The sequence below is a fragment of the Actinomadura sp. NPDC023710 genome, from assembly GCF_040639875.1.
GTDB lineage: Bacteria > Actinomycetota > Actinomycetes > Streptosporangiales > Streptosporangiaceae > Spirillospora > Spirillospora citrea.
Map to the genome: position 1 here is coordinate 132,398 of NZ_JBFAGB010000013.1, position 17,424 is coordinate 149,821.

A 17,424-nucleotide genomic window follows, 5' to 3' on the forward strand; every position below is an offset into this window, starting at 1 on the left:
CCTGTGTCGATCGGCTCTGGGATCAGTCTTGGTAGAAGAAGACGACGAGCTGGACGGAGCCGTCGCCCTCCCCGCCCGTCCACGCGGCCCGGTAGATCGCCTCGCGGAACCGCGGGTTGCCGGACTTGATGGCCTTAGCGGCGTTCTTGCCGAGGGCGACGCCGCTGCCGGTGTCGTTCCGCGCGCCGTAGGCGAGGAAGAAGCCGACCTGGAGCTTCTGTTCGAGCTGCTCGATGCAGGCGCTGCGGGCGTCCTCGCGCCGCATCTCGTCCCCGTACAGCCAGGACGGGTGCTCGCCGCGCAGGGCCTCGTCGACCTTCTTCAGCAGGTCGGCGCGGGCCCTGCCGGAGCCGGAGAGGAGGCCCCCGGCCTGCACCGGGATCAGGAAGTCGCAGAAGTCCTGGCCGAGGACGCGCGGGCCGGACGGCCGCGGCTTCTTCTGCTCCGGCAGGCCGGTGGTGAGCTGCGCGCGGGGCTGCACCGCCATGGCGACGAGGAACAGCACGAGCATCAGGTCGGCGAACAGCCAGCCGGCGAGGTGCGCCGCGGCGAACCGGGAGGTCCGCCGTCCCCGCCGGGACGCGCGCCTCCTCGCGGGCCCGGTCACCGGTGGGCACCGCCGTCGTGCCGCACGTAGGCGACGAACTCGCGGGTGTCGTCGACGAGGTACTCCAGCTGTTCGAGCGCCTTCGACAGCCGGTCGGTGCCGACGGAGAGCCGGGTGACCGCGTCGGCGAGCACCGCGTTGCCGGCGTCCTGGTAGTGCTGCGCGGCTTCGGCGTGGTCGGTGGTGGCGAGCGTCGCCCGCTCCACCTGCGTCACCATGGCGGCCAGTTCGGCGCGCAGCTCGCGCTGCCCGGCCGAGATGTCGTCCTGCAGCTTCCGGAAGCTCTCCAGCGTCTCGGCGGGCGCCTGCATGCTCATGATCGCCCGTTCCAGCGACTCGGCCTTGTCGATCCAGGTCTGGACGGCCTCCTCGATCCGCTTGCCGGTGCTGCCCTCCAGCGCCGCGCGGACGTCCTCGGCGGTGCCCGCGAGGCGGCCGACGAGCCCGCCCACGCTGGTCTCCATCCGCTGCACCAGCGCCTGGAGGTCCCGGTAGGTGACCTTGCCGTCCCGGGAACCGGACAGCAGGTGCGACGCGAGCGCCAGGTCCTGCGCGATCTGCACGCGCTCGGCCTCGTAACGCGGACGGTCGAGAAGGTTCTCGCAGGTGGTCACGACGGCGGTGAACCCGATGACGACCAGGACGGCGAGCACGACCGACCACGCGGTCTCCGACAGCGGCGCGAAGTCCTGGACGCCGCGCCGGATGTGGTCGGGGTCGAACGAGCCGGCCTGCCAGCCGAGCAGGAACGAGCCCTCGCTGTGGGCCCGGCCGTAGGCGTTCAGGGCGTCGTGCAGCTTCCACCAGGTGATGACGATCGGGGCGAAGACGAGCACGTTCTGGAAGAACCTGCCCCAGGACAGCGTGATCTCCAGCCACCGCCGCGGCACCGGGTCGGGCAGCAGCGCGTCCGCCGGGTAGGCGGTGACGAGGTCGACGCCGGCCGGCGGCGGCCCGCCGGCGGGGTCGAGGTCGTCGGCGAGGCGTTTCAGCAGCGCGGGGCCGCTGGCGGCGTCCCCGGGGGAGTCCCGCAGCGCCCGGTCGGCGTACCGGTGGAACCGCGCGCTGATGCCGCTGAGGATGTCGTCGGAGGTGAGGGGCTCGGTCGGGCTGATCGTCGCTCCAGTCGCCATCAGGGGGTCTTTCCTGTCGTCGGTTGCGGGGACCGGTCGCCGCCGGACGGCGTCTCGGCACTGGTCGTCGGGGAGACGGACGGCGTGACGGTGACGGTCACGGTCGTGGGGGCCTGCCGCGGCGGCGGGGCCCCGTCCGAGCCGCCGAACAGCAGGAGGCCGAGCAGGACGACGATCCCGAGGCCGAGCACCGCGATCGCCCACTCCTGGAGGGTGCGGCCGGTGATCCAGACGACGATCGGGTGCCGGCCGTCGTCCGGCTCCTCCTGCTCGGAGCCGGACGGGAAGTGGTCCCGGCCCGCGGGCGGCGGGTTGAACGAGAAGTGCTGCGGCGGGATCGGCGGCTCGGGGAACGCGGTCGCGGTGCGAGCCGGGCCGTCCTCGGCCGGCTGCCCCTGGTGCGCGTGCCGCTGGTGAGGCATGCCGGCGTGCGCCGGTTCGGCGGACGTCCTCCTGGCGGTCCGCGCCTCGGCGGCCCGGTGCGGCCCGCGCAGCGCGGACTCGGCGATCTCGGACGGGAGGCCGAGGTCGGCCGCGTGCCGGTGAGCCGCGTGCAGGAGGGCGGGCACGACCGCGTCCTGCGCCGCGTGGGCGACCACGGCCAGCAGGAACGGGCCCGTGCCGCCGGCCCGCACCAGCTCGTCCACCTCGGCCCGCGTGAGCCCGCCGCCGTCCGCTCGGTCACCGGCCTGGTAGACGGCCTGGAGCAGGAACGAGTACGCCTTGAACCGGATCTCGGGCTCGTCGGGCCACGCCCCCTCCACCAGGCCGGCCAGGAACCGCCCGGCCAGTGCCGCGTCGCAGGTCGCGCGCTGCTCGGCGGGCGTGCGGGGGCGCTTGCCCAGCACATGGCACACGGGTTCGAGGAGGCCCGGCTGGCCGGTCTGCTCGGCCATTCCCTGGATCAGGTCGGTGCTGGACAGGACGCCCAGCATGTCCCTGAGCACCGTCGGCGGGGCCTTCCGGCGGCGCGCCTGCGCGGCGAGCTGGAAGACGTGGGCGCGGTCGCCTCCGAACACGTCGGCGAGCGCCACCCACGGCCGGAACTCCGTCGCCTCCGCGTCGGCGGGCAGCGCGCCGAGCACCGGGGCCAGGTCCGTGACCGGGTCGCCGTACGCCAGATGCAGGACGGTCCGGTACAGGTCGTTCTCGTCCTCCGCGCGCAGGCCGCAGCGCGAGACGATGTCGTGGATCGTCTCGTGGAACATCTCGGTCTCGCGCATGAGCGCGCGGACGCCCTCGTCGCCGCGCCGGTCGCCCCGGCTCCACTGCCGGTGCGCGGCGCGCATGAAGTGCTGGGCGGCCTTCACATGGTCGCTCGGCGCCAGCACCCTGCTCCACTCCAGCAAGCTGGCCGCCTTCATACCGGGCAGGAGCCGGGCGAAGGTCTCGTCGGAGGCGGGGTCGATGCCCGCGCCGAGCGCGAAGTACACGGCGCTGTACTGGTCCGCCGAGGTGACCTTCGGCAGCCCGGAGTACCAGTTCGCGAGGACGCGCCTCGCCTCCGCCGCCGTGAGGTCCATCCGGCGGGCGGCCTGCAGGAGCCGGTCGGCCGTGTCGCGGTCCTCGCCGGCATCGGTCAGGTACCGGTCGGCGGCGACCTGCCGGAGCGTCCGGGCGACCTCGGACAGCCTGGGCGGGTTCGCCTTGGTCCAGCGCAGCAGCCGGTCGGTGAGCTGCGCCATGTCGGCGTTCCGCAGTTCGGCGCGCAGCCGCTCCTGCCCGTCCGGGCCGTTCAGGTAGCGGCGCTCGGGCTCGTCCAGCGTGCCCGCGATCGCCCGGTCGACGAGGTCGAGGACGCCGGTGGCCCGCTGGTGCTCCGCCTCCACCCAGTCCGCGAGCGCCGCGGTGGTCCTCAGCGGCGCGCGCGGCCGGGTCAGCGAGGTCGGCGGGAGGTCGGCGAGAAGCTCGGCCACCCGGGCGACGCCGGGATCGGCGCCGCCCGTGGTCGTCAGTGACGTCCGCCCGTTCCTGGCGTCCGGCAGGCCGACCGCCAGCAGCCGGGGCCGCAGCTCGGGACGGGTGACCTGGGCGCCCAGCAGCATCGTCAGCGGCGCCGCCCCGGCGACCCCGTCCAGCCTGCGTACGAGCCCGGCGACCAGGCCGACGTCGTCCGGGGAGATCTCGGCCAGGTACGGGTCGCACGGCGCGGCGAGCACCCCGGCGAGCAGGCCGACCAGCGCGTCGCGGCGTGCGGACGCCTCGTCCAGCCCGGCCTCCGCGTGCGCCCACAGCGCGGTCGCGTCGAGCGCTTCGAGGTCCGAGGGCGTCGCGTCGAGCCGGTCCGGCGTGCTCCACTCCGGCCAGCGGTGCAGGCCGAGCACCAGCGCCGCGTTCACCACCGACGCCGGGCCGACGAGCGCGTGCACGAGCTGGGAGGGCCGGCCGTTCGGGTCGCGGGCCGGCACCAGCCGCAGCGCGGCGCCGTGCTCGCCCTGCCGGCCGAAGCGCAGCGCGCCGAGCGCCGCGCACTCGGCCGCGCCGGACAGCCACTGCCCGACGGCGACGTCGCCGCCGGCCAGCCGCTCGTTCCAGACGCGCAGCCCGTCGGTGCCGAGGGACGTCGCGACCGGTCCGAGGCCGCGGCCGCCGGCCAGCAGCCGGTCCGACCAGGCGAAGACGATCTGGTCGACGCGGCCGGGCGCGGGAAGGGGACCGGTCCTCATGACGCCACGCCCTCCCGGTCCGCGGGCGCGCCGAGCACCGCGCGCGGCAGCACGCCCTTCATCGCCAGCAGCGACAGCAGCGGCCGCAGCACCCGCTGCCGCCGGAACGACTGCTCGGGGTACTCGCCGCTCTCCATGTCCACGCCGACGCCGGTCGCCGACGCGAAGTGCAGGGTCGCGTCCTCGCACTTCTGGACCGGGACGAGCCACGACCCCGCGCCGCGCGAGCGCAGCAGGGCGTAGGCGTCCTCGGACTCCGCCTCGACCGTGCCGAGTTCGAGGTCGTCCCGGCGGTCGAGCCACCGGTCGACCTCCTTGAACGCGCGCAGCGTGTCCGACTTGGCGATCACCAGCGCGGCGGGCAGCGGCAGGAACTCCTGGCCCTGCCCGCCGCGGACGTGGTCGATGTGGCTGAGCACCGCGGTGAACCCCGGGTCGCCGGTGTGCCGGCCGTGCCGAACGTCCAGTTCCGTGCCGTCCGCCACGAAGATCAGCCCGTCCGCGATGCTCATGAAGGGGGTGTCGTCGCGGGTGTGGCCCTGGCTGAAGATCTCGCCCGGCACATCGAAGATCAGCAGCGCGTACTGCTCGCCGGTGTGCCCGCTGGTGATCCGGTAGGCGCAGGTGAACTCCGGGCTCAGTGCCCGGCGGGTGACCGGCAGCGGCTTGCGGTCGCGCAGCAGGTCGAACCGGTTCCTGGCGAACAGCTCCCGCTGCAGCCGCGGGTCTAGCGGCAGCACGTCCAGCCGGTGCGAGATCTTCAGCGCGGACTGGTCGAGCTCCTCCGTCATCGCCGCGAGCAGGTGCGACTTGCCCGACCCGGACGTGCCGACCATCCCGACGATCAGGACGGTCATGCCGCCGAGCGACGCGGGCACGAAGTGGTCCTTGCCGGTGGCCTCGCAGACCCGCCAGGCGTGCATCGTCCGGGTGCGCCAGCGGACGTCGCTCTCGCCGGGCTCCCGGGTCAGCGCGATCTCCTCGCCGTCCACGGTGCGATCGACGAGCGGGGCGCTGTTCCAGTCGAACTCGCTCAGGCAGTACGGGCACACCATGGTGCGGTCGGGGCCGTCCGGCGGGCCGGGCACGCGGGGGCGGTGCGGGGACGCCGGGCCGGGGTCCTCGCTCATCACCGTCACGGGCGGCGGCTCGTCTGCGGGGCCTGCCGCCGTGTCCTCTGCCGCCGTGTTCTCGGCCGTCGTGGCGCCGGCGAGCGCGTCGCCGGGCGCGGCGCCGCCCGGCCGGGCGTCCAGGGCCGGGGCCGTGACCGCGTCCAGGTCCAGGTCCGGATTCGCGGCGGGTAGTGGGTAGGGCGGCTCGTCGAGCTTCGGCGGAAGCTTGGGCCTGGGGGGTTCGGGGTCGCTCACGGTCACCTCACGAGCAGGACGGCGCTGACGATCAGGGCCACGGCGAGGACCCCGAGGAGGAGGAACAGCAGAGCGCCGCTCGCGGCGCCGGGGGACGTCCCGTCCGTGGCCGGGGACCGGGCCGTCCAGGGCGGCGTGACGGTGCCCGCCTGAGCCTGCACCCGCGGCGGCTCGGCGGCGATCCGGCGGCTCTGGCGAAACTTCCGCTGCCGGCGGCGCAGCTCGCGGAACTCGGCCCGTCCGTCGTCCTCCGCGGCGAGCCGCCGGTCGCGGACGGCCGAACGCGGCCCGGTCTCGGCCCGCATCGCCTGAGGGGGCACCTGGGCCGGGGGCGGCTGCCGGGGCGGGGCCGCCGGATCGTGCCGATCCTCCGGGAAGCGCTCGGGCGGCGGGGGCTTCGGACGGCTCCGCCACAGCCGGTCCTTGATCTCACCGGGGGAGACGTCACGGCCGCCGGTGGCGTGGAGGGCCGGTTCGAGCGCCTGCGCGAGATCGGCGTCGACCTCGGCGAGGATCGCGACGAGGGCCGCGGGCGCGCCGCCGCCGGACGATCCGGTGGCGAGGCGGAGCAGCAGATGGGCGGCGGCCCGGACGTCCGGGACGTCGCTGACCGGCAGTCCCGTCGGGGTGCCGAGGGCGGACCCGGCGAGCGCCTCGGGCGGGCCGAGCGGCTCCACGTGCCCGAAGCCGTGCAGTTCGACGCGCCGGCCGTCCCAGAACACCGTGTCCGCCGAGACGGCCCGGTGCGCGAAGCCGAGGTCGGCGAGGAACGCGAGCGCGCCGAACAGGTCGCGCGCCGCCCGGCCGAGCTGCACGCCGTCGAGCCGCGGCGCCGGTTCGCACCGGGAGACGGGCACGCCGCGACGGGCGACCATCAGGCGTACGGGGCTCTGGGCCGCCTGGAAGCCGATCATCCGCCCGGCGGACGCCTGCCGCCCGCCGATCCGGTCGTAGACCTCGGCCTCGCGGCGCAGCACCTTCGCCCCGGCGGGCGAGAGGGCCGTCTTGAGGAGGACGTCGCGGTCGTCGGCGCGGCCGTAGCGGTGGCTGAGGAGCGCGTCCTCGTGCTGCAGCTCGCCCTGCGCGAAAGTGACCGTGACCCGACCGGATTGCCCGAATGATGACTTTTGCAGGGTGAATGTCTCTTCCACTGGCGCCCCCGCCCGTTCTGTGTAGATAGCGCCCCCTCAGATCATATTTACGGCGTGACGAGTAAGTGGTGTGAGTAAGTGGTGCAAGTGACCCGCTAGGTGTGACGCACGGAGTTGGAGGAAGGTTGCCGCTTTTCGGGGCAAGATCGGCTCAGACCGGAGAAGGGACCGCCCTGCCGCGGCGCGCCACAGGGCCGCCCGGCCGTCGGGCCGCGTGCACGAGGCTCCCCACCTCCTGCCGCCGGCCCTGCCGCCGCGACCGAACATGGACAGAATTCCGGGAGTGTGCAAAACGCAATGGACAACGCCCCGTGAAAATGCCATACACCGGCGACCGGGCGCCTTGCAACGGCCTTTCACTCCGGCGAAGAGACGTCCCCCAGAACGAGGCGGCGACCGCGATCGCCGTGCTTGCGGTGGTGCGGCCGGTGAGCGGGCCCCCACCGGGCGCTCAGGGCCTCCTCACCTGGGCGGTGACCACCAGCGTTCACCGGTTCGGGCGACGCGCCGGACCGGATCCGATCTGGGGGACGTGGACCGTTTCGACCCAGGCCGGCGGGGGCGGCGGGTCGGTGCCGATGAGCGCGGCGATGAGGCGCGATGACGACGGCGCTTCGGGCCACGGGGTGAAGCCGTCGGTCAGCACGATCACGACACCGGGTCGTTCGGGCCGGTCGAGGGCGGCCCGGATGCCGACCCGCATGTCGGTGCCGCCGCCGCCTTCGAGCGCGACCTGCTGCGCGGACGTCACCCGCGTCGCGGCCCGCACATCGGCGTCGCAGGCGAGCACGGTGATCCGGTTTCCGCCGACGCCGACCTCGCGCAGCACGCCGGTCACCTCGGCGAGGGCCGCCGCGAGGTCGTCCTCGCCCATGGACCCGGAGGTGTCGATGACGATCGCGACGACCGGCAGCGGGCGCCGCAGGCTCGGCAGGACGACGCCGCGCAGCGCGGCGGTGCGGCGGGACGGGCGGTGGAAGGTGTAGTCGACCCCTCCGGCCGCCCAGGCGACCGCCTCCCGCACGGCTCCGGCGAGCACGCGGCGCCAGTCGACCACCGGTTCGAGGACCTGCTCCGCCCAGCGTTGCCAGCCTCCCGGAAGGGAGCCGCGGTTGCGCTGGTGGGCGCGCATGGCCTCGGCGATGTGGCGGCGCAGCGCCTCGGCTTCGACCGTGCTGACCTCCCCCGGCCCGCCGGGCCCGACGATCTCCCAGTCGCCGGGTGAGCCATGGGCGCCGGAGCCGCAGTCGGAGCAGGAGGCCGACGGCGGCAGGTGCGGGAGGTACTCCTCGAACAGCCGTCCGGTCTCCAGCCCGAAGTCGCCGGGGACCACCCGGCCCTCGGGAAGTTCCAGCCCGTCGGCGACCAGGTCGTCGTTGATCTCGCAGTCCTGGGCGACGTTCAGGCGCGCCCGGTCGCGGTGGTCGGCGGCCGGCAGCAGGTCCGCGCGGCCGTGATGGTCCCGCAGCAGGTGTGCCACCTCGTGGATCCACACGCCCGCGAGTTCGGGTACGGAGGTCGCCGCGACGAAGGACGGTGACACATAGCACCGCCAGTGCCGATCGACGCCCATCGTCGGCACCCGGTCGGTCGGCACGACCGTCAGCGAGTACAGCGCCGAGGCGAGGTACGGCCGATCGCCGGCCGCACGGTACCGCGCCGCGAGCAGCTTGACCCGGTCGAGGTCGGCCACGGGTCAGGAGCCGGCCGGCAGCGCACCGGACAACTGGAGCAGATCGAGGAACGCGTCGATGCCGGTCGGGACCGGCCAGTCGGTGTCGCGCAGCGCCGCCAGGTCCGCGGCGGCCCGGGCGGCGACGTCGGGGACCCCGGCCTCGACGGCCTTGGCCAGCACCGTCCACCCCGCCTCCCAGCGTCGCCGGGTGAGGTCGCTCTGCACCGCCGAGACGACGGCCGTCAGGAAGGCGAGCTGCCGGTCGCCCCGCGCCGGCAGCGCGAAGGCGTCCGGATCGGCCAGGACGCGGTCCGGATCGGGCAGGTCGAGGTTCTCCAGGTAGTTCAGCAGCTCCAGGCCCGCGCCGTCGCCCACCGCGCCCACGAGGGCGGCCGCGACCGCCTTCTGCCCGGCGCCGGTGGCGTAGCCGACCGCCAGCAGCCGCAGGGCCATCTCCCAGGTACGCGGCGACGGCCAGGCGAGGCCCCGGCTCTCCGCGTCGCCGGGCAGGTGATGGGCCAGGCCGGGCCTGGCGGTGAGGAACCCGGAGATCGTCCCGCGGGCGCGGGCGACCGCGCTGGACACCCGGGCAGGATCGACGACGGGTACGGGCACGGCCGGCCAGGTGCCGGCCATGCCGCGCGCGACCGTCCGCGGGTCGTGCGTCCATCGCAGGTGGACGAACCGGTTCGCCAGCGGCGGGCTGAGGTGCCAGCCGTCCGCGGCGCTGGACGGCGGGTTCGCGGCGGCGACCACGCGGACGGGCTCGGGCAGCGCCAGGCTGCCGACCCGGCGTTCGAGGACGACCCGCAGGAGCGCCGCCTGGACGGCGGGGGGAGCGGAGGACAGCTCGTCGAAGAACACGATGCCGCGCCCGGACGCGGCCAGCCGGACCGCCCAGTCCGGCGGGGCCATCGGCACGCCGGTGGCGGCGGGGTCGTCACCGATGATCGGCAGGCCGGCGAAGTCCGACGGCTCGTGCACGCTGGCGATGACCGTCTCCAGCGGGACGCCGAGCCCGGTCGCCAGCTGCCGCAGGCCGGCCGACTTGCCGATCCCCGGCTCGCCCCACAGCAGCACGGGCAGGTTCGCCGACACCGCGAGCGCCAGCGCCTCCAACTGCGGGTCCGCGGCCGGCTCCGTGCGCGGGGACCCGAGACTGCGGCCCAGCTCGTCGGCGGCGGCCAGCGGGTCCGGGGCGGAACTCTCGTCGGGGGCGTTGACCGGTCCTCGGGACGACGTGCTGATGGTGCTCACTCCTCCTCGGCGATCTCTGGATGCTCGCGCTCGATCCGTTCCACGATGAAGTCCAGAGCGTCGCGGTCTCGGTTCAGCCAGCGGATCAGCCGGAGGAGCGACACGTCCTCACCGTGGATCTCGCCGGTCACGTCGATCCGCGCCCCCGCGGCGATCAGCGCCCGGACGAGTGCCACCGAGCCGTTCCCGCAGATCGCGGCGAAGAGCGGCGTTCGCTGCTCCCGGTCCCGGACGTCGACGTCGAGGCCCGCCCGCAGGAGTCGCGCGAGCAGCCCATCGTCGCCGAGGTGCCGCAGCGTGTGGGCCGATGTGCGGCGCCGGTCGCCGATGACGTGCGGGTCGGCGCCGGGATCGAGCAGGTGCAGCATGTGGAGCAGGGTGCGCCCCTGGCCGTCGCGGACGTGCGGATCCACGCCGGCGTCCAGCAGCCGCAGGACTCCGGGGAGGTCACCGTGCTGGACCCGGGAGAACAGTTCGTCTCGCTGGTGGCGCAGTGCTTTGGGCAACCGTCCCTTTCCGGTCGTCCACGCGTCCTGTGCGGCGAAGCACCCGGCCACGGCGCCGCCGAACGCCCGCATGGCGCTCTCACGCCGCCGTTCCTCGGCGCTGTGCGGGATGTGGAGGACGCCGTCACGGAAGGACGTCTCGTGCCATTCGCCGCGGCAGCGGATCCGGACCGGTGCGGGGAGGTCCCCGGCGGGCGGTCCCGCCGGGTCGCCGGCGGGGGCACGATCCGGGAGCAGGGCATCGCGGACCAGCGGGTGCAGCCGCTCCGGCGGGAAGCCGTCCCGCAGGAGGTCGAGATCGGGCAGGCGGCGCCAGCACGCCTCGGGAAGCACGACGTCGGCGGGCTCGTCACCGGCCTCGAACTCAACGACCCGGGCGCGCAGACCCGCGTCCGCTCCGCCGGTCTCGAAGAGGATCGCCGCGTACTGCCGGTAGGGGAGCCAGAACGAGTCGGTCCCCACCGTGGCCGCCAGGCGGCGGATCTCCGTCTCCAGCCGGGACGGGGCGAGGGGCATCCGCGCGAAGACCTCGAGCGGGTCCACACTGCTCACCTCGTAGTAGGGCTCGATCTCGACCGGCGTGGTGTCCAGATCGATGCCGGCGGCCGCGAACGCCGCCTCCACTTCGCCGCGCTCGTGCAGCAGCGTGACCCACTCGGTGAACGCCGCCGGATCGGCCCGACCGGGATCGGCGGCGGGCAGCTCCGCCGCCGTGCGGGGCGCGCCGTCGCCGTGGAGGAACGGGATCCTGTCCTCGCCCCCGCCACAGCGTTCACGCAGCTCGTCGGAGCGGCGCGCGTCCCACAGGTGACGAGACGTGCTCCAGTCCTGAACGACGTCACGCCAGAACGCGCAGTAGGCCCAGTCGGTCTCCAGGTAGGTGTCCGTGGGCTGGACCGACCCGACGTACAGGCGCAGCCGCTGAGGGCCGTGGGCCATCCAGTGGGGCGTGCCGAGGTGCAGGCAGGGGGCGCCCGGATCCTCGCCCAGCCGCCCGAGGACCATCTGCTGGTCGGGGACGATCGTCGTGCGGCCGCGGTCGAGCCGGGGCAGGTGCCAGCGCAGCAGGTCCGGGGCGAAATGGCACAGGTCGCCCTCGAGTTCGGCCGCGACGGCGGCGCCGTGCTCGCGGACGATGTCGGCCAGGTCGAACGCGACGTCCACGTTCGCGGCGGCGCAGGCGCCGCGCCAGTCACCGGCGAGACGTCGCTCGGTCGCCTGCTCGATCATCCACCCTGGCACGGCGTACCGCCGGATCCGCCGCAACCGCGACGCCTCGTGCGGCGGGAAGGAGCGGGACGGCGTACGGGACGGGAGCCCGGCCGGTGGAGCCGCCGCGCTCACCGGTAGAGGCTCCCGATCGCGTGCAGATCCGGGTGGGTCCGGGCGGTCGGGCGGAGACGCGGCGCCAGCGCCCGCTTCACCCGGCGGGGCACACCTGGACCGAACCCGACATATTCCAGACGGGTGTCCTCGGGCACGGCGGCCAGCACGGCCTTGGCGCCGCGACCGGTGATCCCGGTGCGCCGCAGTTCCAGCCGGCGCAGCGGGCTGCCTGGCAGCGCGGCGGCCAGTATCGCCGCGCCGGCGTCCCCGGTGGCGTTGGCGGGCGCGCCGAGACTCCGCTCGGACGGCGGGCGGCCGAGGTCCAGCGCCTCGATGCCGCCGAGGGCGTCGGCCAGCGCGCGGGCGCCCCCCGGCCCGAGGCCGTTGCCGCCGAGACCCAGCCGCACGGGCCGCGCGGGGTCGGCCGCCGCGGCGAGCGCGGCGGCGCCGGTGTCGCCGAGATGGTTCGCCGGAAGGTACAGCTCACGGACACCGGCGTCCTTGATCAGCGCGGCCAGCAGGTCGGCCGACTCCGGGCCCAGCCCGTTACCGCCCAGGAACAGCCGCTCGACGGGACCGGGCCGCTCGGCCAGCACGTCCAGCAGCGCTCGCAGCCCGTCCCGGGTGAGCCCGGTGTTGACCAGGTCGAGGGTGCGGATCACCGTGTTCCGCCGCAGCATCGCGGCGAGAGCGCGGACCCCGGCGTCGCCGACCGGGTTCCGTTTGAGCCACAGGGCGCGCACGGTCGCGTCCGTGGCCAGGCGACGGGCGAGCATCTCGGCGCCGGACGCGTCGATGCGGTTGCAGCCGAGATACAGGGTCTCCAAGCCGTGGCCGGGGACCAGCGCGTCGGCGACCGCCCGCGCTCCGTCGCCGCCGATGGCGTTGGTACCGAGCAGCACATGGACGGCGAGCGGGGAGGCCGCGGCGGCCGGGAGCAGCCGGGCCGCCCCGGCCGGTCCGAGGCCCTGCTTGCACAGGTCGACCCGGCCGTCGGGGCGCAGGGTGCCGAGGGGAAAGGTCTCGTCGGTCACCACGGGGGCCGACGCGGCCAGCCGTGCGAGCAGCGGATCGAGGTCCGCCGGGTCGGCCGGCGGCACGTCGGGGTGCTCGATCGCCGGGCACCGTACGGGCGTGGGCTCTGTCATCACCAATCCACGGGTCGGTAGTCCTTCAGGAACAGGCCGGACACCCGCTCCCCGCCGACACCGCGCACGATCGGGTCGTAGACCCGGGCGGCGCCGTCGATGACGTCCAGCGGCGGGCGGAACCCCGCCTCCCGCTGCGCGGTCTTGTCCGGATGGGGGCGTTCGTCGGTGACCCAGCCGGTGTCCACGCTGCTCATGTGGATCCCCGAGGCCGCGTAGTCGGCGGCGGCGGTGCGGGTCAGCATGTTCAGGGCGGCCTTGGCCATGTTCGTGTGCGGGTGCCGGACGGTCTTGTGCTCCCGGGAGAAGCTGCCCTCCATCGCCGAGACCTGCACGACGTACCGGTCCGGCCACGGCGAGGCCTCGAGCAGGCCGCGGAGCCGGGACGTCAGCAGGAACGGCGCGAAGGAGTTCACCAGCTGGACCTCCAGCCACTCGGCCGGATCGACCTCGTGCAGGCGCAGACTCCAGCTGTTGCGGTCGCGCAGGTCGAGCGGCTGACCGGTCTCGTCGGTGCGGTCGGCGGGGAACAGCGCCTCAAGGACATCGCGCCCGGTCGGGGCGGCGGCCTCTCCGGCATGCGCGCGCCCCGCGCCTGAGACGGCTTCGAGCGCCGGGGCGGCGAGGGAGGCCGGCGCGGGGACGTCGAACCTGGCCGGCGGCGCGTCCACCACAGTGATCCGGGCCGCCAGGCCCCTCAGCGGCTCGGTCTCCGCCGTCCGGACCCCGCGATGGTAGGCGGCGGGCCGGCGGATCGTCTGGGCGGCGTTGTTGACGAGGATGTCGAGGTGGGTGAAGCGCCGGTGGACGGACTCCAGCAGGCCGGCCACGGCCGCCAGGTCGAGCAGGTCGACACCGTGGACGTGGACCCGGTCCGCCCAGTCCGCGGCGTCGGGGACGGCCGCGAGCCGGCGGGCCGCGTCCCGCGGGAAGCGGGTCGTGACCAGCACCTCCGCGCCGTCGCGCAGCAGCTTCAGCGCCAGCTGGAAACCGATCTTCACCCGGCCGCCGGTCACGATCGCCCGGCGGCCGCGCAGGTCGCATCGGGCGTGCCGGCGAGCGAGGTTCTCCTCGGCGCATTCCGGGCAGAGCAGGTGGTACTCCCGATGCACCTGCCGGTAGGCGGACTTGCAGACGTAGCAGCGCCGCGTCCCCCTGAGCATCCGGCCGGCCTCCCCGGAACCGATCGACGGCTCCGGCTCGGACGCACCGGCCGGGTCCGGGGGGCCCGTCGAGACCGCCGGCCGTACGGGTGCCGGGGAGGGATCCTGCTCCCGGTAGCGCGCCGTCGCCGCCGCGGCCTCGTGGTCGTGACGCCTGCGATCGGCGTGCCGGGCCGCCTTGCGCGCCTTCTTGCCCGCTCGATGCACCTGGGCCGCGGCCTCGTGCACCGCCGCCCACCGGGGGTCGGCCGGATCCGCCTCGCGGGCCTGGGCCATGATCCGCAGGCAGGTCTCGATCTCGGTCCGGTCGGGACCGGACCGCGGCGTCGGCGTCCCGGCCAGGCTGGGGTCGACCACCACCGCTGACCTTCCGCCGACAGTCAATGCCCTGAGGGCAAGGCTGGTCGGATTCGAACCGACGTCCTCCAACCCGCTGTAAGGCGCGACGACCTCTGCGCTACAGCCTTGCCGCCGATGATCTTAGCGAACCACTCGGACGACACGTGACCCAACCGGCGAACAGCGCAGACCCGGCGCCACACCCCTCCCCGACACAGGGCCGGCGCACCCCGGAAGGACGGCCCGAGACGGATTGGCGTGGCGGTCACGTATCGCGGACGGTTCGTCCAGGAGGTGCGCGGTTCTGCGACGATGCGTTCAGGCGCGATTGCGTGCGACGCGGAACCCGGCACGATGATGACACCGTGAACAAAGATGATCTTTTCAATCTGGACGGCCGGCGGTTCGCGATGGTCAGCTCCACCGCGAGCCGCGTGGACCCTGCCGCGCCCACATGCTTCGCCTACACGGAGGCCGACGGCGTGGTGTGGGGCAGTTACGAAGGCGACACCGTGGTCCACGGCCGGTTCGTGGGGGCCCGGCGCGGGGCCGAGGTCCGGCTGAACTACGTGCATCTGACCAGGCAGAGCGCTGATCCGGTCGCCGGGTCCAGCACGAACCGGATCGAGTTCCTGCCGGACGGCCGGATCCGGCTGGTGGAGGAGTTCCAGTTCGACGGGGACGCCACGCCCCAGGTCAGCATCTGCGAGGAGATCGTCAGGGGAGGTCTTTGAGCTTGGCCCGCCCGGCGTCCGCGCGAATGAAGCGCATCCGTCCCAGGGCGACCGGGCCGGGGCCGGGCTCCGCCTCCGGCTTCGCCGGGGTGTAGTCGGACGGCAGCACGAACGGACGGCGGATCACCTCGTCGAGGATGAGCACGGTCTCGCTGGCCTTCACGGCCGGGATGCCGGCCAGGCGTTCGGAGACCAGGCGATGCACGGCGGCGACGTCGGTGGCCCGGATCTGGATCATCGCGTCGTGCTGGCCGGTGGTGATCGCGCAGTACTCGACCTCGGGCATCAGCGACAGCTGGGCTCGGAACTGCGGCCACATCTGCTGCCGGACGGTGACGAAGATCAGCGCGCAGATGCCGAGGCCGGTGCGGACGGGGTCGACCTGCGCGGTGAACCGGCTGATCACGCCGCTGGTGCGCAGCGCCTCGAAGCGCATGTAGGCGTTGGCCCGGGAGATCCCGACCCGCTGGGCGAGGGCCGCGATGGAGATCCGGCCGTCCTGGCGCAGGACCTCCAGCATCTTGAGGTTGATCGAATCCAGCTCGGTGCGGATCTGTCCAGGTTCGGGCCCCCTATGAGGTGGTCTGTGCGACGGTTTGTCCATGGATCCGTTGCCTTCTCTCGCTTTATCTTGACTTTTGCTGGTTGCGTAGACGTTCCGCCGGAAGTCTCGCACCATCGGACTTCGTCGTCCAGAAGCAGAGAACTACCTGACGGAGCCCCGGAGGCCGCGATGCCGATCACGAGTGGAACCACACGGCGGGCGGCGTTGTCCGTCCTCGTGGCCGCAGCACTCAGCCTGACCGCCTGCTCGGGAGGGGACGAGACGTCTTCATCGTCCGGGGGCGGCAAGGCCCTGGTCATCGACACCTCGTTCAACCTCAAGACCGCGGACCCGGGACGGATGTACGAGCAGACCGGCCTGCTCATCGACCGGGCCCTCTACGACACACTGCTCGGCTTCAAGGGCTCCGACGTCAGCAAGCCGGTGCCGGCGCTGGCGGAGTCGTACGAGCTGTCCAAGGACGGCAAGAAGCTCACCCTCACGTTGCGCCAGGACGCGGTCTTCTCCGACGGCAGCCCCGTGACCGCCGACGACGTGGTGTTCTCGCTCGACCGGGTCCGCGATCTCAAGGGCAACCCGTCGTTCCTCCTCGACGGCGTGAAGGTCGAGAAGACCGACGACAAGACCATCACCCTGGTGTCGGCCAAGCCCAACCCGTCGCTGCCGTTCATCCTGCCGAACCCGGCGCTCGGCATCCTCAACTCCAAGGTCGTCAAGGCCAACGGGGGTGCCGCGAGCCCCGCAGACGGGGCGGAGAAGTACCTGAACGGCCAGTCGGCCGGGTCCGGCCCGTACATGCTGGAGTCCTTCAACGCCGCCACACAGGTCGTGCTCAAGGCCAACCCCAAGTACTGGGGCGCCACCAAACCGGTCTACAAGCGGGTCGTGCTGCGCAACGTCCAGTCGCAGACCCAGAAGTTGAACGTGCAGCGCGGGGACAGCCAGATCGCGGTGGACCTGACGGCCGACCAGGCCCAGGGCATCGGCGGCGGCACGCAGGTCGTCAAGGGCGCGTCCGCCAACGTGTTCTTCCTGCTGACCAACCGGAACGCGTCCGTCAGCAAGATCACCTCTAATCCCCGGTTCGCCGAGGCCGTCAGCAAGGGCGTGGACTACCCGGGGCTGCTGGAACTTGCCGGCGAGGGCTCGGTGCAGGCGGCCGGCATCGTGCCGTCCATGATCAACGGCTCGCTGCCCGCGGCGCAGGCGCCCAAGCGCGACGTCGCCGGCGCCAAGGCGGCGCTCGCCGCCGGTGGGATCACCAACCCCAGGGTCAAGCTGGAGTTCCCCAGCGACTTCACGCTCAACGGCCTGTCCTTCCAGCCGCTGGCCGAGCGCATCCAGGCCAATCTGAAGGAGGTCGGCATCACCGTCGACCTCGTCCCCGCGCCGATCGCGACCGCGCTGGAGAGCTACCGCGACGGCAAGGAGGAGATGGGTCTGTGGTGGTGGAGCCCGGACTACCCGGACGCCAGCAACTACCTCGCCTTCCTGCCCGGCGGGCTGATCGGCGAGCGCGCGGGCTGGAAGAAGGGCGCGGACAAGGCACTGGAGGACGCCGGCGCCAAGGCCGCGACCACCATCGGCGATGACCGGTTCGCCCAGTACCACCAGATCCAGACCCAGCTCAACGCGCGCGGCCCGATCGTGCCGCTGATGCAGCCGAGCCAGCGCCTGGTCACCGCCGGATCGCTGACCGGCCTGGCGGTCAACCCGGTGTGGACCTTCGAGATCGCGGCGCTCGGCAGCAAATGAAACCCCATCACCCGTCGGAGGAGCGGACGCCC

13 protein-coding genes and 1 tRNA gene are annotated in these 17,424 nt (G+C 73.7%); 2 read left to right on the forward strand and 12 right to left on the reverse strand.

Annotation, left to right across the window (positions count from 1 at the left end):
• Window positions 1-22: 22 nt before the first annotated feature.
• From AB0H37_RS17295 to AB0H37_RS17345, 11 genes are all read right to left on the reverse strand, one after another.
• Window positions 23-607, reverse strand: coding sequence for a hypothetical protein (locus tag AB0H37_RS17295; protein WP_360613653.1), 585 nt, complete (start codon window positions 605-607; stop codon window positions 23-25).
• Entirely contained in the window at window positions 604-1,740 is a 1,137-nt protein-coding gene (locus tag AB0H37_RS17300; protein WP_360613655.1) for a hypothetical protein, read from the reverse strand. Before AB0H37_RS17300 ends, AB0H37_RS17295 begins: the two co-directional genes overlap by 4 nt.
• Complete coding sequence (locus tag AB0H37_RS17305) at window positions 1,740-4,406, reverse strand: hypothetical protein (protein ID WP_360613657.1); 2,667 nt, start codon at window positions 4,404-4,406, stop codon at window positions 1,740-1,742. The genes AB0H37_RS17300 and AB0H37_RS17305 overlap by 1 nt, the downstream gene beginning before the upstream one ends.
• On the reverse strand, window positions 4,403-5,773 hold the full coding sequence (locus AB0H37_RS17310; protein WP_360613659.1) for a hypothetical protein: 1,371 nt from the start codon (window positions 5,771-5,773) through the stop codon (window positions 4,403-4,405). The genes AB0H37_RS17305 and AB0H37_RS17310 overlap by 4 nt, the downstream gene beginning before the upstream one ends.
• Before the next feature lie 2 nt (window positions 5,774-5,775).
• Entirely contained in the window at window positions 5,776-6,924 is a 1,149-nt protein-coding gene (locus AB0H37_RS17315; protein ID WP_360613661.1) for a hypothetical protein, read from the reverse strand.
• Window positions 6,925-7,411: 487 nt separating this feature from the next.
• Window positions 7,412-8,617, reverse strand: coding sequence for a VWA-like domain-containing protein (locus AB0H37_RS17320; protein WP_360613663.1), 1,206 nt, complete (start codon window positions 8,615-8,617; stop codon window positions 7,412-7,414).
• Between the two features lie 3 nt (window positions 8,618-8,620).
• Window positions 8,621-9,856 carry an AAA family ATPase gene (locus AB0H37_RS17325; RefSeq protein ID WP_360613665.1) on the reverse strand — a complete coding sequence of 412 codons (1,236 nt, stop codon included), beginning with the start codon at window positions 9,854-9,856 and terminating at the stop codon, window positions 8,621-8,623.
• Entirely contained in the window at window positions 9,853-11,706 is a 1,854-nt protein-coding gene (locus AB0H37_RS17330; protein ID WP_360613667.1) for an ankyrin repeat domain-containing protein, read from the reverse strand. The genes AB0H37_RS17325 and AB0H37_RS17330 overlap by 4 nt, the downstream gene beginning before the upstream one ends.
• On the reverse strand, window positions 11,703-12,836 hold the full coding sequence (locus AB0H37_RS17335) for a gala protein (RefSeq protein ID WP_360613668.1): 1,134 nt from the start codon (window positions 12,834-12,836) through the stop codon (window positions 11,703-11,705). The genes AB0H37_RS17330 and AB0H37_RS17335 overlap by 4 nt, the downstream gene beginning before the upstream one ends.
• On the reverse strand, window positions 12,836-14,356 hold the full coding sequence (locus tag AB0H37_RS17340; protein ID WP_360613670.1) for an SDR family NAD(P)-dependent oxidoreductase: 1,521 nt from the start codon (window positions 14,354-14,356) through the stop codon (window positions 12,836-12,838). Before AB0H37_RS17340 ends, AB0H37_RS17335 begins: the two co-directional genes overlap by 1 nt.
• Window positions 14,357-14,394: 38 nt before the next feature.
• Window positions 14,395-14,466, reverse strand: a tRNA-OTHER gene (locus tag AB0H37_RS17345).
• Window positions 14,467-14,703: 237 nt separating this feature from the next.
• Between AB0H37_RS17345 and AB0H37_RS17350 the strand changes: the two genes are divergently transcribed.
• The gene (locus AB0H37_RS17350; RefSeq protein ID WP_329089592.1) at window positions 14,704-15,072 is read left to right on the forward strand and encodes a hypothetical protein; all 369 of its coding nucleotides are present in this window, start codon (window positions 14,704-14,706) and stop codon (window positions 15,070-15,072) included.
• On the opposite strand, the gene AB0H37_RS17355 is transcribed toward AB0H37_RS17350, so the two are convergent.
• Window positions 15,056-15,676 carry an Lrp/AsnC family transcriptional regulator gene (locus tag AB0H37_RS17355; protein WP_329089594.1) on the reverse strand — a complete coding sequence of 207 codons (621 nt, stop codon included), beginning with the start codon at window positions 15,674-15,676 and terminating at the stop codon, window positions 15,056-15,058. The genes AB0H37_RS17350 and AB0H37_RS17355 overlap by 17 nt on opposite strands.
• A 129-nt stretch (window positions 15,677-15,805) precedes the next feature.
• Between AB0H37_RS17355 and AB0H37_RS17360 the strand changes: the two genes are divergently transcribed.
• Complete coding sequence (locus AB0H37_RS17360; RefSeq protein WP_329089596.1) at window positions 15,806-17,392, forward strand: ABC transporter substrate-binding protein; 1,587 nt, start codon at window positions 15,806-15,808, stop codon at window positions 17,390-17,392.
• Window positions 17,393-17,424: the final 32 nt, after the last annotated feature.